Source organism: Streptococcus sp. SCPM-O-B-23252 (M501), assembly GCF_058200355.1.
This window is the reverse complement of the sequence record NZ_JBYQGS010000001.1, coordinates 1,266,741-1,281,502: the sequence shown is the minus strand read 5'-3', so window position 1 is coordinate 1,281,502 and position 14,762 is coordinate 1,266,741. Positions and strand designations below refer to the sequence as shown.

Here is a 14,762-nt window from a genome sequence, read left to right as displayed (position 1 = left end):
TCTAGGAGGTTCTTTTATCATGTGGTAGGACTGTGGCCTAGGTAGGTATAAATCCGTGTCAGTGGAGATTGGGGATGGGTGGAGACGCGAAAGTGAAAGTAGTGGTCACAGTGGTCGCGACTCTGGGTATGGTGGAGTCTGAAATAGTTGCGCTGGCCTGTCGACATGGATCTCAGCAGGTCATCTTCTAAAAAGACCAAGGGGGTCGCAGTCGTTGCCAATCGGTAAAAATCGTGCTCGAACTGCTGGTAATTGTCTGAAAAATAATCGAATTGGAGTTCGTGTTTATTCAGGGCTGGTTTCATAGCTAGAATCTCCTGGTTCAATAGAAAAAATAGTCGAAAGAAGGAGAGAGTGATAGTGGTGGCCATTTTTTATGAGGACCTCGGAAGGGCTTAAGGTATAAACCTGACCGTAGTAGACGGCGACTTGATTTTCCTGGAGGGTAGAGAGGGAGATAGGAGTCTCTTGCTGGTAGGCCTGCTCGAGGAGGTGACGGATTTCTTGGTTTGAGAGGAGGCGAAGCTCTTCGAGAGAGAGCTGGTTTGTTTGTAAGGCCGTCGAATGCTCAGAGAGGAAGAAGCCGGCCCACTTGGCCATGCCCCGGTCTTGGAAGTCGCGTGCCGACTGATAGGGGAGATAAGAACGATCAATCATGCTAAGCCATCTAAACCTCCTGCAGAGTGGCCTCCGGTCAGTTTGCTTCGAGCCAGAGCGCGCGAATTTTCTAATAGGGCAGATCCCTTCTGTAGAGAAGCAAAGCCAAATCGGTCACGGATATGGTCAATGGTCTCTTGGAGGGCTTCTTCTCTTTGGGTTTGCTCAGGGTCATCAAATAGGGAGATCAGCTGGAAGCTCTCTTCTACGAGCTTCCCATAAAAGACACCGATCTGCCGGATGGCTCCTCCCTGGTAGTGGGAGCGAAAGAGCTGGATGACTTCCTTGGCTAATTGAGCGGTAGAGTTAGTCGGCTCAATCTTTCGCTGGCAGTGGATGGAGGGAAGCTGTTCCTGTTTGGAGTAGCTGGCGTGGATGGAGACCAATTGTGTCTTTTTCTTTTCCCGACGCAAGCGGATAGCGACTTGCTCAGCCATCTCTCGAAAGACCAGTTCAATATCGTTTTGGCAGTGGTAGTCATGGGGAAGGATTTGCGAATTTCCTAGACCGTGAGACTTTGGTCGATAGGGGCGATGGACATTGCTTTCATCGATCCCATGGGCATGAAACCAGAGCTGGACGCCCATGACTCCAAATTCTTTTTTGAGCTGGTCTGGATTGGCCTGGGCCAGTTCATAGATGGAGTGAATGCCTAGTTTGTTCAGGCGTTTTTCTGTTCGCTGGCCGATCCCCCAAAAATCGGTCAGTTTTTTTATCTGCCAGACTCGACTGGGGACGTCTTCGTAAGACCAGTTAGCCCGCATGGTTTTCTGGTGCTTGGCTTCGTTGTCCAGAGCTAGTTTGGCCAGTAGGGGATTGGCATTGCTCATCCCGACAGTAGCGTAGATCCCAGTTTTTTGCCAAATGCGCTTTTGGATCCGAGCAGAAAGAAGATCCAGCTTGGAGCGTCGGTCCAGCTGAGGATCGGGAATAAAGTAGTTGAGAGAGCTGGTCAAATCGATAAATCCCTCATCAATGGAATAGGGGTAGATGTCATCTGGAGCAGCAAATTCTTGAAAGACTTGCTGGATCTCCATGTTGACCTGGATATAGGCATTCATGCGAGGGGGCACGATAAAGGTGCGCTTGGCCCAACTTTCGATATAGTGTACAAAGGATGGATCCGTCGGCAGACCTTGCTTACGGGCCAGGTAGTAATTGAATTTCCTCGTCTTGAGATCGAAGGGCAGATCATAGCTCCGCCCGACATTTTTCTTCCCAAAGATCTGCTTGAAAACGGGGGAACTGGCTAAGATGAGGCCAGCAGAATTGTCGCTCCGACTCATGACACAAAGAGAAGTAGTCAAGGGATTGAGGCCGAGACGGACGCATTCACAGCTGGCATAGAAACTTTTCATATCCACAAAAGCAATATCAGACCGAGGCTCACGTGAATAATCAAAAAGCATGTCTAAACCTCCAGAGGGAGGAAGTGGCCGACCACGATACCGACGATTTTTGGTTCATCTTCGTAGGGGGCAAAGAGGTCATCATAGGCTGGGTTGATGGATTCTAGGCGGAGGCCCTCGTCTTCTCGATAGACTTTTTTGATATAGGTCTTCCCGTTCCACATGAGGGCGTAGACCGCTCCATCATAGTCAAATCCGGTCTGTTTCATCAAGGCAACGGAACCGTTTGGATAGCTTGGTTCCATAGAATCTCCAGACACCCAAGAGGCAAAGTCGTGTTGGATCTCTTGGTCAAAATAAACGGTCTCGTAGTCAGTCTCATTGTCATAAAAGGTATGACCATGCCCAGCTGCCAAGTCGATAGAGAGGACACGGTAAGGGATCAGTGAAACCACTTTTTCTTGCTCTGCTAAGAGTTGGCTAGCCAAGAGATCGACCTTCTTCTGATGGGGTGGCGTTAGTAAAGGGTAGGTGAAAAGCGCTGAGCTCTTGTCGACAAAGTAGTCCTCTTTAACGGAGAGGCGCTTGGCCAACCTCCTGAGATTTTTATCGTGTGGCTCTGCTAAGCCATTCTCCCAACTAGAGTAGGTCTTGCGACTAATCTCTAAGGATTCGTAGACCTGGGCTTGGGTCAGGCCCAGCTCAAGTCGCCGGTCTTTTAATTTTTTTGCATCAAACATCTGCATTCTCCTATGTAACGTTTTAAAAGTTACGTATAGTATAGCAAAAAATAATTCGGACTTCAAGAGAAAAGTGAGAGGATTTTTCTTTAGGAGTGAAAGGGATTTAACTTAAGCGGATCTCAGATGGGAGAGGTGGGTGTTTTTGTATCTTTTATCCAAATTTTGATATAATAATCTCTATGAAGATTGTATCAGGTACCTATGGAGGGCGTCTTCTTAAGACGCTCGAAGGAAAGACAACAAGGCCCACTTCAGATAAAGTCAGAGGGGCTATGTTTAATATGATCGGTCCTTATTTTGATGGGGGGCGGGTCTTGGATTTATATGCTGGCTCAGGCGGTCTGTCCATCGAGGCGGTATCTCGGGGGATGGAGCAGGCTGTCTTGGTTGAGAAAGACCGCAGAGCCCAAGGGATCATTGCCAGTAATATCCAAATGACCAAGGAAAGCCACAAGTTTCAATTGCTGAAGATGGAGGCTCACCAAGCTCTCAATCAATTGCAGGGGACCTTTGATCTTATTTTCCTGGATCCTCCCTATGCAAAAGAGCAGATCGTAGCTGATATTGAGGCCCTGGCTGAACGAGACCTGCTGGGAGAAGAAGTCATGGTCGTCTGTGAGACAGACAAGGTAGTGGACTTGCCTGAGGAAATTGCTTGTCTAGGAATCTGGAAAGAAAAAATCTACGGAATTAGTAAGGTGACGGTTTATGTCAGATAAAATCGGATTATTTACAGGTTCATTTGACCCAATGACCTTGGGACACTTGGATTTGATAGAGCGGGCTAGTCGCTTGTTTGATCACTTGTATGTCGGCATCTTCTTTAATCATGAGAAGAAGGGCTATTTTACCATTGAGCAAAGGGAAACCATGGTGACAGAAGCAGTGGCTCATTTGCCCAATGTAAGAGTCATCACCGCAGAGGCAGAGTTGGCAGTAGAGGTGGCTAGACGGTATGGGGTGACCAGTTTGGTCCGAGGGTTGCGCAATAGTCAGGACTTCCTCTATGAAAGCAATATGGACTACTTCAATCACCAGCTGGCTCCAGAGCTTGAGACCATCTATCTCTGTGCCCAGCCCCAGTACCAGGCCTTGAGCTCGACGAGAATTCGCGAGTTGCTGACCTTCCAGCAGGATGTCAGTGCCTATGTCCCAGAGAGTGTTATAAAGGAGATGAAATAAAACGAATGAAAGAATTTGAGAAACCAAGGGCTCAGCTACCAGAAAGCCCATTTGAACCTGTGCGCAAAAAAGATAGTGTGTGGAGAACTTATCGTTGGCCGATGATTGGGACCCTGCTTCTGATTTTGGCCTTGCTAGCTTTCTTTGTTCCCCTACCCTATTATCTGGAAATGCCTGGGAGTTCAGAAGATATTCGCCAAGTGATGCGCGTCAACCAGAAAAATGATGAAGCATCCGGTTCGTATGATTTTGTCACTGTTGCCGTCAAGCAAGCGACCTTCTCGGATATAGTCTATGCCTGGGTGACTCCTTTTACAGATATCTACTCTGAAAAAGAAATGACAGGTGGCAGTTCCAGTGAGGAATTTTTCCGGATCAATCAATTTTATATGGAAACCTCTCAAAATACTGCCAAATACCAAGGACTGAAAACGGCTGGAAAAGATACAGAGATGGAATTCCTCGGTGTTTATGTCATGCAAGTAGCAGAAGACTCTACCTTCAAAGGCGTTTTAAATATTGCGGACACAGTTACGGCTGTCAATGACAAGACCTTCAAGAGCTCAAAAGAGCTCATCGAGTATGTTGGTTCCCAAAAAATTGGGGACAAGGTCTCAGTGACCTACACAGAAGATGGCCAGACCAAGACTGCTGAAGGAAAGATTATTAAGTTGGTCAATGGCAAGAATGGGATTGGGATTAGCTTGATTGACCGGACAGAAGTGAAGAGTGATGTACCGATTGAGTTTGCGACAGCTGGCATCGGTGGTCCAAGTGCCGGGATGATGTTTAGTTTGTCCATCTATACCCAAGTAGCAGATCCAGACCTTCGTCAAGGACGCCATATCGCGGGGACAGGGACCATTAACCATGATGGGACTGTCGGAGATATCGGTGGAGTGGATAAAAAAGTCGTGGCGGCAGATCGAGCTGGTGCTGAAATCTTCTTTGCCCCTGACAATCCAGTGACAGAAGAAGTCAAAAAGAACAATCCGAATGCCAAGAGCAACTACGACGAAGCGGTAGAAACAGCTAAGAAAATTAAAACCAAGATGAAAATTGTTCCTGTCAAAACCTTGCAGGATGCCATTGACTATTTGAAAAAGAATTAAAGTAGCTTGTTTGACAAATTTCGTACTTGCACGTATGACATCGTGTTAGCAGAGGGGAACATTCACCTTCTAATTAAATTCAAGTTTTTGCTTATCAATCTCTCTATTTTTAGAGGGATTTTTTCTTTATACTGGTGTCAGAAAGAAAGGGAGGTAGTGAAATGATTCAAACCAGTTTGTTTTCCATTTCAGTATTCTTAGCGGGAGTTCTATCCTTTTTCTCCCCGTGTATTTTGCCACTGATGCCAGTCTATGTAGGGATTCTATTGGATTCTGAGCATGAAAAAACGGTGCGTATTTTTGGAAGAGACATTTCTTGGTATGGCCTGGTGAAGACGCTTTGTTTTATCGCAGGTCTATCAACTGTTTTCCTGATTCTAGGATATGGTGCAGGGGCCCTTGGCCAGGTGCTTTATGCTCCATGGTTCCGTTACCTACTAGGAGGGATTGTCATCTTATTGGGAATCCATCAGATGGGCCTCATCAATCTTCAGCAACTCCAAAAACAAAAGAGTATCCAACTGAAGAAGGATGAAAAACGCAATGAATTCTTCAATGCTTTTCTGATAGGGGTCACCTTCAGTTTTGGTTGGACCCCTTGTGTCGGACCAGTTTTGAGCTCTGTTTTAGCCATTGCAGCTTCTGGAGGAGATGGTGCATTGCAAGGCGCTCTCCTGATGCTGGTCTATACATTAGGCTTGGCTCTGCCTTTCTTGCTTTTGGCCTTGGCTTCTAGCTGGGTTCTACAACATTTTGCTAAACTCAAGCCCCATATGGGAACCTTGAAAAAAATTGGTGGTGCCCTCATCATCTTGATGGGCATCTTGCTGATGCTAGGAAATCTTAATAGCCTCGCATCCCTGTTTCACTAATCTTGAATGATTAAAGGAGAAAAATCATGAAAAAAATTCTTGCACTTTCTATTGCTACACTTAGCATCGTCACTTTAGCAGCTTGTTCTGGACAGAAATCAGATTCAGACATGAAAAAAACGGACGATAGTAGTATGATGAAGAAGGACGATATGAAGAAGGATGACATGAAGGATTCGTCCATGTCCGATGATAAAATGAAAAAAGAAGACATGAAAGATTCATCTATGATGTCTGACAGCAGTTCTGAAATGAAGGACGACATGAAAAAAGATGAGATGAAATCTAGCGATTCAGAAATGAAAGATGAAAAGAGTGAATCATCTGATATGAAATCAGACAACTAATGAAAGAAGGGAGAGGTCATCTGAGGATGACTTTCTCCTTGTTTAAAGAGGTAATAATGATGAAGAAATTAGCTTTAGTAGCTGCAGGATTCTTGTGTACTGGACTTTTGGGGGCTTGCTCTAACCAAGGAATGGAATCATCCAACAAAAGTGAGACTAAGCAGACATCCACAACGGGATCTTCAGAGCAAGCTGGAAAGAAGGTTCAAGAGTTTAACCTGCAAGGAGTAGACGGTAAGACCTACCGCTTATCTGATTACAAGGGAAAGAAAGTTTACCTCAAATTTTGGGCTTCCTGGTGCTCTATTTGCCTATCGACATTAGAGGATACCAATGAGTTGGCAAAAGAAGAGGCGGGTAAGGATTATGTGGTCTTATCCGTTGTGGCTCCAACTTTTAATGGTGAAAAATCAGAAGCAGATTTCAAAAACTGGTACCAGTCTTTGGATTACAAGGATTTCCCAGTCTTGCTAGATAGTAAAGGGGAACTGCTACAAGAGTATGGGATTCGTTCTTATCCATCGGCACTCTTTATTGCAAGCGATGGAACTCTCGCTAAGACCCATATCGGTTATATGAGCAAGGAAGACATCGTCCAGACTCTAAAAGAAATGAAGTAAGGAGGGCATAAAATGGAAACAAAATGGAAACTCATTTCCATTCTTTTAGTGGGGCTATTTTGTTTTGGAATCTTTTTCCTTGTCAAAGGATCCATGGCCTTGGATACATCAGATGCGACGACTGAGCAGATCAAAAAAGCGTCCATGAGTCAGACACCAGTAGCAAACAAAAAGCAGGAAGAAAAAGTCAATCCAGAAGACCAACGAGAAATCTATCTAGCTGGTGGTTGCTTCTGGGGTGTGGAAGAGTATTTTTCCCGTGTTCCGGGTGTCATTGATGCCGAATCAGGTTATGCCAATGGAAAAGGGGATACCACCAAGTATGAATTAGTCCCTCAAACAGGCCATGCTGAAACAGTTCATATCACTTACAATGTCAAGCAGGTATCTCTGAAAGAATTGCTCCTGCATTATTTCCGGATTATCGACCCAACGTCGAAGAATCGTCAAGGAAATGATCAAGGAACTCAATACCGAACAGGTGTCTATTATGTCTCTCAAGAAGACCTTCCAACTATTAACCAAGTCTTTGAAGAGGTAGCAAAAAAATACGACAAACCGTTAGCGGTGGAAAAAGAGCCACTGACTAATTTCATCAAGGCGGAGGACTACCACCAGGATTATCTAAAGAAACATCCGAATGGGTATTGTCACATTGATGTGAATCAAGCTTCTTATCCAGTTATTGACGCTAGTCGCTATCCAAAACCGAGCGATGAAGAGATCAAGAAGAAGTTATCGCCCGAAGAATATGCAGTGACGCAAGAGAATGATACAGAGCGTGCTTTTTCTAATCGCTATTGGGATAAGTTTGAAGCGGGCATCTATGTGGATGTCGTAACAGGAGAGCCTCTCTTCTCCTCAAAAGATAAATTTGATTCTGGTTGTGGTTGGCCAAGCTTTAGCCGACCGATCAGTCCGGATGTGGCAACCTACAAGGAAGATAAGAGTTTCAATATGACTCGGACAGAGGTTCGGAGCCGTGTGGGAAATTCCCATCTGGGCCATGTTTTTACCGATGGTCCCAAGGAAAAAGGCGGCCTTCGCTACTGCATCAATAGCTTGTCAATCAAATTCATCCCTAAAGCAGAAATGGTGGAAAAGGGCTACGGTTATTTATTGGACTATGTCTGAGACATTTGGAACTACAATTTGCTATAATAAGCATAGCAAAGACAAGTAGGTGAAAGACATGTATGCGATCATGATTGTGGAAGATGAAGAGCTTATCCGGCAGGGTCTGACTTCCTTAGTAGACTATGAACAGTTTGGAATGGCCGTCATCAACCAGGCAGAAAATGGGCGTGAGGCTTGGGAGAAGTTTCAAGAGCAACCAGCCGATATCCTTCTAACCGATATCAATATGCCACAAATGAATGGCTTGGATCTGGCCCATCTCGTCAAAGAGCAGTCTCCGTCTTGTCATATCATTTTTTTGACGGGTTATGATGACTTTGAGTTTGCGAGGAAAGCCATCAAGTTAGGTGCAGATGATTATTTGCTGAAGCCTTTTTCAAAAGATGATATTGAAGAGATGTTAGCAAAGGTGAAAGGAAAACTCGATCAAGAGCGAAAAAAGGCGCAAGTCGAAGATTTGGTCAGTCATGGTTATTCGACAGACTTGGAAGAAGCCATTCATGCTCGTTTAGCAGATTCCCAGTTAACCCTGAAGGATTTGGCCTATCAACTTGGTTTCAGTCCCTCTTATCTAAGTGTATTGATCAAGAAAAAATTGGGACTCCCCTTCCAAGAATACCTTATCCAGGAGCGAATGAAGAAGGCTCGCCTCTTGCTTCTCACGACAGATTTAAAGATTTATGAGATCGCCGATCAGGTTGGTTTTGAAGATATGAACTATTTTTCTCAACGCTTTAAGCAGGTTGTTGGGGTGACGCCAAGGCAGTACAAAAAAGGAGAGAATGAATGAAACGATATCCATTGCTGATTCAGCTGGTCCTCTACTTTTTTCTCTTCATTCTCCTCCTTTTTGGTCTTATTGGTAGCCTTTACTATCAAACGAGTTCAGGGACGATCCGCCAGCAAACAGAGCGGACGACAAGAAATAGTATCGATCAAAGCAGTCAGTTTATCACCTCCTATCTAAAAAAATTAAAGCAGACCACAACAGTGCTTAGCAAGGAACAGGCTGTTCGCCAATTTGCCCAAGACAAGAGTGCGGATCAAGAAACGGTTCAGCACCTGATGCGAACGATGATTGAAACGGATCCGGACCTGGTCTCAGCAGTCCTGGTGACTAAGGACGGACGTCTGGTAGCAACAGATACCAAAATCAGCATGCAGACTTCCTCAGATATGATGAATGAAAGTTGGTATCAAGAGGCGATTAAGGAAAGAGCCATGCCAGTCTTGACACCAGCTCGAAAGGAATCCTTGACCTCGGAAAAAGAAAAATGGGTGGTTTCTATTACCCAAGAAGTGGTCGATCAGACTGGCCAAAATCTCGGAGTAGTACGCTTGGATATTGGCTACGATAGCCTTCAGGCTTACTTGGATCACCTTCAACTAGGGAAACAAGGCTTTAGTTTTATCATTAATCAAAAGCATGAGTTTGTCTACCATCCTAAAAAGGCGGTCTATTCCTCCAGCCAAGAAATGCAGGCCATGCAGCCCTATATTGCTGTGAAAGATGGTTATGCAAAAGGAGGGCAGAATTTTATCTATCAGGTTCCGATTCCAAATAGTGATTGGACCTTGATTGGAGTGGCTTCACTTGAAGGACTTCAGATGCTTCAGTCGCAGCTCCTATACTCTTTCATTGGTCTAGGATTACTAGCTTTGATCATGTGTTTAATAGGGATCGGCTTTGTTCTTCGTTTGTGGATCAAACCCTTACGAGACCTTCAGGCTATCATTTTGAGGATTGGAGCAGGAGATGCTGACGTGAGAGCTGCAGCCAAAGGATCTCCAGAATTGGTGGACCTCGCTCAAACTTTTAATGCCATGTTGGACCAAATCGATAACCTCATGCAACAGGTTAAGGAAGAGGAGCAGAACGCACGGCGTTACGAGTTGCGGGCACTTTCGGCTCAGATTAATCCGCATTTCCTCTATAATACCTTGGATACGATTGTCTGGATGGCGGAGTTTAATGATAGTCGGCGCGTAGTCGATATCACCAAATCTCTGGCTCAATATTTTCGACTGGCTCTCAACCAAGGCCAGGAACAAATCCTACTGAGAGATGAAATTGACCATGTACGCCATTATCTTTTCATTCAAAAGCAACGTTATGGTGAGAAGCTCAACTATGAAATTCTAGAAGATAAACGGTTGGGCGACTATCAGCTCCCCAAATTAGTGCTTCAACCCTTAGTGGAAAATGCGATTTACCATGGCATTAAAGAGATCGATCGGCCCGGTCTCATTCGAGTGACGACTGAAGTCAGTGGAGACTCCGCCTGCGTATCGATTTTTGACAATGGACGAGGGTTTGACCGATCAGAGTCAACAGACCAAACCCTTCTTCGTTTAGGAGGTGTTGGCTTGAAAAATGTGGACCAACGATTGCATCTTCAATTTGGTGAAGCCTATCATATGGAGATTGATTCTAAGGCCAATAGCTATACAAAAATCACTCTTTATTTACCCCTTTCATCATCTGATGAACATGTATAGAGACAAAGATTGCCTTCTTTGTTTTAGATTGAAGACGAAGTCATCTAAAAAACTTTCCGCCGTGAGAAAAGTGCCTGAAACGTAATTGTTTCAGGCACACGGAATTATTGAGAGTAAAACAGTTTGGGGAACTGTTTTAGCCTGAGCCCAGAAATTAAAGAGCGAAGAGGCTCAATAATTAGTCATGGAACTTCTACGAAGTTCGCTGACGTCCGTACTCACCTAAGGAAAGTTTTTCAGAAGACTTTATTTTCCATCTGAGCAGGCTTTGGAAAAGCCTGCTTTTTATAATGTGACAGCAAGAAAAGGTAAATTAAATCGTCAGACTTTTTACAGATTTTCTCTTTTCCGTTGAAATTCTATCTAAAGATAGGGATTTATGATAAAATAAAGTGTTACAACTAAAGGTATGAATAAAGGAAGGCTATGCGCAAAGAAATATCCCCTGAATTATTTAATTACAATAAATATCCTGGACCGGAATTTCGTCTGGTTGGCAGTCAAGTGCTAGCAGAACAATTGACATTTGAGCTGGTTGAGAATCAAAATGATGCCTTTGATGCGACGGTCTTTGGCCAGCGTTTTTCAGAGGTTTTGACCAAATTTGATTATATTGTCGGTGATTGGAGCAATGAACAGTTGCGCCTACGAGGCTTCTATAAAGATGATCGCCCAGTCACAGATGCAGAGAAAATCAGCCGTCTAGAAGATTATTTATTAGAATACTGTAGCTATGGCTGTGCTTATTTTGTCCTAGAAAATGCAGAACCTCGTCGAGCATCCTTTGACAAGAAATCTTCTCCAAAACAACAGGAAGAGGGGAATCGTTCTGCTAAGCGTGGCGGTCGTCAAAATCGCCGGAATCGCTCTAAAAATCAGCCACGGGAACGTGAACAAGAGCAAAAACAAAAGACTTCTCAACCAAAGAAAAAGAACCGTCAGCGGTCTAGAAAAAAAGATGCACAGGGTGAGCAAGAACGCCACTTTGTCATCCGTCAAAAGTAAAGAGAGAAAAGAGATAAGATGAAACCTTCAATTTATGGCTTGACTCGACAAGAACTGATCGAGTGGGCAGAAGAAAATGGTGAAAAGAAATTCCGAGCGACCCAAATCTGGGAATGGCTCTATCGGAAACGCGTCCAGTCATTTGAAGAAATGACCAACCTATCGAAGGACTTGATTGAAACCTTGAACGACCAGTTCGTGATTAATCCCTTGAAACAACGGATTGTACAAGAGTCGGCAGATGGGACTGTCAAATACCTCTTTGAATTGCCAGATGGCATGTTGATCGAAACGGTATTGATGCGTCAACACTATGGCTTGTCAGTTTGTGTCACCACTCAGGTAGGGTGCAACATCGGTTGTACCTTCTGTGCATCTGGTTTGATCAAGAAGCAACGCGACTTGAACAGCGGGGAAATCGTTGCCCAAATCATGTTGGTTCAAAAATACTTTGATGAACGTGGACAAGATGAACGTGTCAGCCATATCGTTGTGATGGGAATTGGTGAGCCGTTTGACAACTACAAGAATGTCTTAAGCTTTGTCCGTACGGTTAATGATGACAAGGGGCTGGCTATCGGTGCCCGTCACATTACCGTTTCAACGTCTGGCTTGGCTCATAAGATTCGTGACTTTGCCAATGAAGGGGTTCAGGTCAACTTGGCAGTATCCCTTCATGCTCCAAACAATGACTTGCGTTCTAGCATCATGAAAATCAACCGGGCTTTCCCGATTGAGAAATTATTTGCGGCCATTGAGTACTATATCGAAACGACCAACCGTCGGGTGACCTTCGAGTATATCATGCTCAACGAAGTCAATGATGGTGTCGAGCAAGCCTTGGAATTGGCAGAACTCCTCAAAAAGATCAAGAAGCTATCTTATGTCAACTTGATCCCATACAACCCAGTTAGTGAGCATGACCAATATAGCCGGAGTCCAAGAGAGCGCGTGATGGCCTTCTATGACACCTTGAAGAAAAACGGAGTCAACTGCGTGGTTCGTCAAGAGCATGGTACGGATATCGATGCCGCTTGTGGACAATTGCGTTCCAATACGATGAAGAGAGACCGGGAGAAAGCCATTGTTGAAGAAGCTCAACCGTAACAACTGGCTGATAGAAGAAGGGCAATTAACAAAAAAAGGAAGACAACTGCTACTAGGTGGCAGTTTCTTCTATTTTGTCCTGCTCTGCCTCCTGTGTTTTCTTCCCCAGCGACCTGAACCAGGGATGGAAACACCTGGGATTCAACATTTTGGTCGTGTAGTCGTATTACTGATTCCCTTTAATTCTCTCATCAACCTAGGTCAAGTGACCAGTCTGCTCCAGCTGATCAAGGTGCTTGTACAGAATATAGCCAATATCTTTCTCTTGTTCCCTTTGGTTTTTCAAGTATTGTGGCTCTGGCCTTGGCTAGGTACTCGGAAACGCGTCCTTTGCTTTAGTCTAGGGATGAGTGTGTGGATCGAGCTTAGTCAGATTGTGTTAGACCTCTTGTTTGATTTCAATCGGGTGTTTGAGATAGATGATTTGTGGACCAATACTCTGGGAGGCTACCTAGCCTATCTGTGTTTTAAATGGGTGAAAGCTTCTATGGGTAAGGACAATCTATCTTAGTTTGGACTAAAATCCGAACGATTGAATACGATTTCAAATTTTGGGTTGACAAAGTCAGAAGCGGGAGCTATAATAGCTTCAAGACATCAGAAAAGTAGAGGTTTTTCTCACTTCCAGGGAGCTTGTGGTGATTGCGAACAAGCAGTGGTCAATCTTGAAATGGGCTGATGCGTTTATGATGATGAATTTGAAACAATAAAAATTCGGTGAGCACACCTTATCGTGCACCCTGTTGTTAGACAGGTCAGAGATGTAGGAGAAAGAATGTCTCCCTACAATTGAGGTGGCACCGCGGTATCGAATCGTCCTCACACAGATTTTTCTGTGTGAGTTTTTTTGTATCTCAAAGGAATCCAGTGAGACTGCAGCTCAAAGGGCCAGCGAGAGAAAAAATCATAAACAAGATTGAAAATATAGAAAAGAGGACACAATCATGACAGAAACAAAAGGCTATTTCGGACAATTTGGTGGATCTTTCGTACCAGAACCTATTCAAAACTTGCTGGATCAATTAGAGGCAACTTTCGAACAGTACAAAAATGACCCAGAATTTATCGCAGAATACAAACATTATCTGAAAGATTATTCTGGACGGGAAACACCGCTCTACTTTGCGGAAAGTTTGACAGATCATTTAGGTGGGGCGAAAATTTATTTGAAGCGCGAAGACTTGAATCACCTAGGTTCGCACAAGTTAAATAACGTCTTGGGGCAAATCCTCTTAGCCAAACGCATGGGCAAAACGCGCGTGATTGCTGAAACAGGAGCCGGTCAACACGGTGTGGCCACAGCGGCCGCAGCAGCTAAGTTCGGTATGGCTTGTGATGTCTACATGGGAGCAGAAGACGTGGAACGTCAACGTCTCAATGTCTTCCGTATGGAAATGATGGGGGCAACCGTCCATGCGGTTGAAACAGGAACGAAGACCTTGAAAGACGCTGTTGATGCTGCGTTTGGAGCATGGATGGCGGACCTTGATGCCTTTTACGTTTTGGGTTCTGCTGTTGGTCCTCACCCTTACCCAACCATTGTGCATGAATTCCAAAAGGTGATCAGTGAAGAATCTAAACGCCAAATCTTGGAAAAAGAAGGTCGTTTGCCAGACTATGTCATTGCCTGTGTCGGTGGAGGATCCAATGCCATTGGTGCCTTCTCCCAGTATGTAGGTGATGAAGCAGTCAAATTGGTCGGTGTTGAAGCGGCAGGCCATGGTTTGGATACAGATCAGCACGCAGCGACCATGACTAAGGGGACTGTAGGAGTTGTCGATGGCATGAAGACCTATGCTGTCTTTGGCGAAGATGGAAAAGTAGCGCCAGTGTACTCAATCTCTGCTGGTTTGGATTACCCAGGGGTTGGTCCAGAGCATGCTTTCTTTAAAGACTCTGGTCGTGTCGAATATGTAGCTGCGACAGATGATGAAGCAGTTCAAGCGCTTCTTCTTCTCAGTAAGACAGAAGGAATCCTCCCAGCTATTGAAAGCTCACACGCGATTGCAGAAGCGGTTAAACGCGCTCCACAATTGGACAAAGACAAGATTATCATCATCAATGTTTCAGGACGTGGGGATAAGGACGTAGCTGCTATTGCAGATTATCTAGAAGCGAAAGCTACAAACTAA

At 44.6% G+C, this 14,762-nt stretch carries 17 protein-coding genes and 1 other annotated feature; of the genes, 13 read left to right on the top strand and 4 right to left on the bottom strand.

Going from position 1 to position 14,762, the window contains the following annotated elements:
* Window positions 1–17: 17 nt before the first annotated feature.
* The 4 genes from AC3E6G_RS06285 to AC3E6G_RS06270 are packed head-to-tail and all read right to left on the bottom strand — an operon-like array spanning window position 18 to window position 2,746.
* The gene (locus tag AC3E6G_RS06285; protein WP_490700675.1) at window positions 18–305 is read right to left on the bottom strand and encodes a DUF5960 family protein; all 288 of its coding nucleotides are present in this window, start codon (window positions 303–305) and stop codon (window positions 18–20) included.
* Window positions 286–657, bottom strand: a complete 372-nt coding sequence (locus AC3E6G_RS06280) for a hypothetical protein (RefSeq protein ID WP_195611465.1) — start codon at window positions 655–657, stop codon at window positions 286–288. Before AC3E6G_RS06280 ends, AC3E6G_RS06285 begins: the two co-directional genes overlap by 20 nt.
* A complete protein-coding gene (locus tag AC3E6G_RS06275) occupies window positions 654–2,066 on the bottom strand; it encodes a Y-family DNA polymerase (RefSeq protein WP_195611462.1) in 1,413 nt (470 codons plus the stop codon). The genes AC3E6G_RS06280 and AC3E6G_RS06275 overlap by 4 nt, the downstream gene beginning before the upstream one ends.
* A gap of 2 nt (window positions 2,067–2,068) precedes the next feature.
* Window positions 2,069–2,746 (bottom strand): helix-turn-helix domain-containing protein, encoded by a 678-nt coding sequence (locus AC3E6G_RS06270; protein ID WP_195611459.1) that lies wholly within the window; start codon window positions 2,744–2,746, stop codon window positions 2,069–2,071.
* A gap of 182 nt (window positions 2,747–2,928) precedes the next feature.
* Here AC3E6G_RS06270 and rsmD point away from each other — a divergent pair, with 182 nt between their 5' ends.
* The 13 genes from rsmD (at window position 2,929) to trpB (ending at window position 14,762) form a co-directional block, all read left to right on the top strand.
* Complete coding sequence (rsmD, locus tag AC3E6G_RS06265) at window positions 2,929–3,468, top strand: 16S rRNA (guanine(966)-N(2))-methyltransferase RsmD (protein ID WP_048690373.1); 540 nt, start codon at window positions 2,929–2,931, stop codon at window positions 3,466–3,468.
* Window positions 3,458–3,931: a pantetheine-phosphate adenylyltransferase gene (coaD, locus tag AC3E6G_RS06260; protein ID WP_048690372.1), complete on the top strand. Its 474-nt coding sequence runs from the start codon at window positions 3,458–3,460 to the stop codon at window positions 3,929–3,931. The genes rsmD and coaD overlap by 11 nt, the downstream gene beginning before the upstream one ends.
* Window positions 3,932–4,032: 101 nt before the next feature.
* Complete coding sequence (locus tag AC3E6G_RS06255) at window positions 4,033–5,043, top strand: SepM family pheromone-processing serine protease (protein WP_221761782.1); 1,011 nt, start codon at window positions 4,033–4,035, stop codon at window positions 5,041–5,043.
* A gap of 161 nt (window positions 5,044–5,204) precedes the next feature.
* Entirely contained in the window at window positions 5,205–5,915 is a 711-nt protein-coding gene (gene ccdA2 / locus AC3E6G_RS06250; RefSeq protein WP_070589647.1) for a thiol-disulfide oxidoreductase-associated membrane protein CcdA2, read from the top strand.
* A gap of 26 nt (window positions 5,916–5,941) precedes the next feature.
* The gene (locus AC3E6G_RS06245) at window positions 5,942–6,262 is read left to right on the top strand and encodes a hypothetical protein (protein WP_125335200.1); all 321 of its coding nucleotides are present in this window, start codon (window positions 5,942–5,944) and stop codon (window positions 6,260–6,262) included.
* 59 nt (window positions 6,263–6,321) lie between these two features.
* On the top strand, window positions 6,322–6,882 hold the full coding sequence (locus AC3E6G_RS06240; RefSeq protein ID WP_125335598.1) for a redoxin family protein: 561 nt from the start codon (window positions 6,322–6,324) through the stop codon (window positions 6,880–6,882).
* Between the two features lie 12 nt (window positions 6,883–6,894).
* Window positions 6,895–8,016 (top strand): peptide-methionine (R)-S-oxide reductase MsrB, encoded by a 1,122-nt coding sequence (gene msrB / locus AC3E6G_RS06235; protein WP_125329696.1) that lies wholly within the window; start codon window positions 6,895–6,897, stop codon window positions 8,014–8,016.
* A gap of 58 nt (window positions 8,017–8,074) precedes the next feature.
* A complete protein-coding gene (locus AC3E6G_RS06230) occupies window positions 8,075–8,809 on the top strand; it encodes a response regulator transcription factor (RefSeq protein ID WP_125335600.1) in 735 nt (244 codons plus the stop codon).
* Window positions 8,806–10,518 (top strand): cache domain-containing sensor histidine kinase, encoded by a 1,713-nt coding sequence (locus tag AC3E6G_RS06225; protein WP_490700674.1) that lies wholly within the window; start codon window positions 8,806–8,808, stop codon window positions 10,516–10,518. The genes AC3E6G_RS06230 and AC3E6G_RS06225 overlap by 4 nt, the downstream gene beginning before the upstream one ends.
* A gap of 426 nt (window positions 10,519–10,944) precedes the next feature.
* Window positions 10,945–11,523 carry a YutD family protein gene (locus tag AC3E6G_RS06220; RefSeq protein WP_048715804.1) on the top strand — a complete coding sequence of 193 codons (579 nt, stop codon included), beginning with the start codon at window positions 10,945–10,947 and terminating at the stop codon, window positions 11,521–11,523.
* An 18-nt stretch (window positions 11,524–11,541) separates the two neighbouring features.
* The gene (gene rlmN / locus AC3E6G_RS06215; protein ID WP_006596799.1) at window positions 11,542–12,630 is read left to right on the top strand and encodes a dual-specificity RNA methyltransferase RlmN; all 1,089 of its coding nucleotides are present in this window, start codon (window positions 11,542–11,544) and stop codon (window positions 12,628–12,630) included.
* Window positions 12,608–13,141 carry a VanZ family protein gene (locus AC3E6G_RS06210; protein WP_490700673.1) on the top strand — a complete coding sequence of 178 codons (534 nt, stop codon included), beginning with the start codon at window positions 12,608–12,610 and terminating at the stop codon, window positions 13,139–13,141. Before rlmN ends, AC3E6G_RS06210 begins: the two co-directional genes overlap by 23 nt.
* A gap of 77 nt (window positions 13,142–13,218) precedes the next feature.
* Window positions 13,219–13,454, top strand: a binding site (T-box leader).
* A 120-nt stretch (window positions 13,455–13,574) separates the two neighbouring features.
* Window positions 13,575–14,762 carry a tryptophan synthase subunit beta gene (gene trpB / locus AC3E6G_RS06205; RefSeq protein ID WP_490700672.1) on the top strand — a complete coding sequence of 396 codons (1,188 nt, stop codon included), beginning with the start codon at window positions 13,575–13,577 and terminating at the stop codon, window positions 14,760–14,762.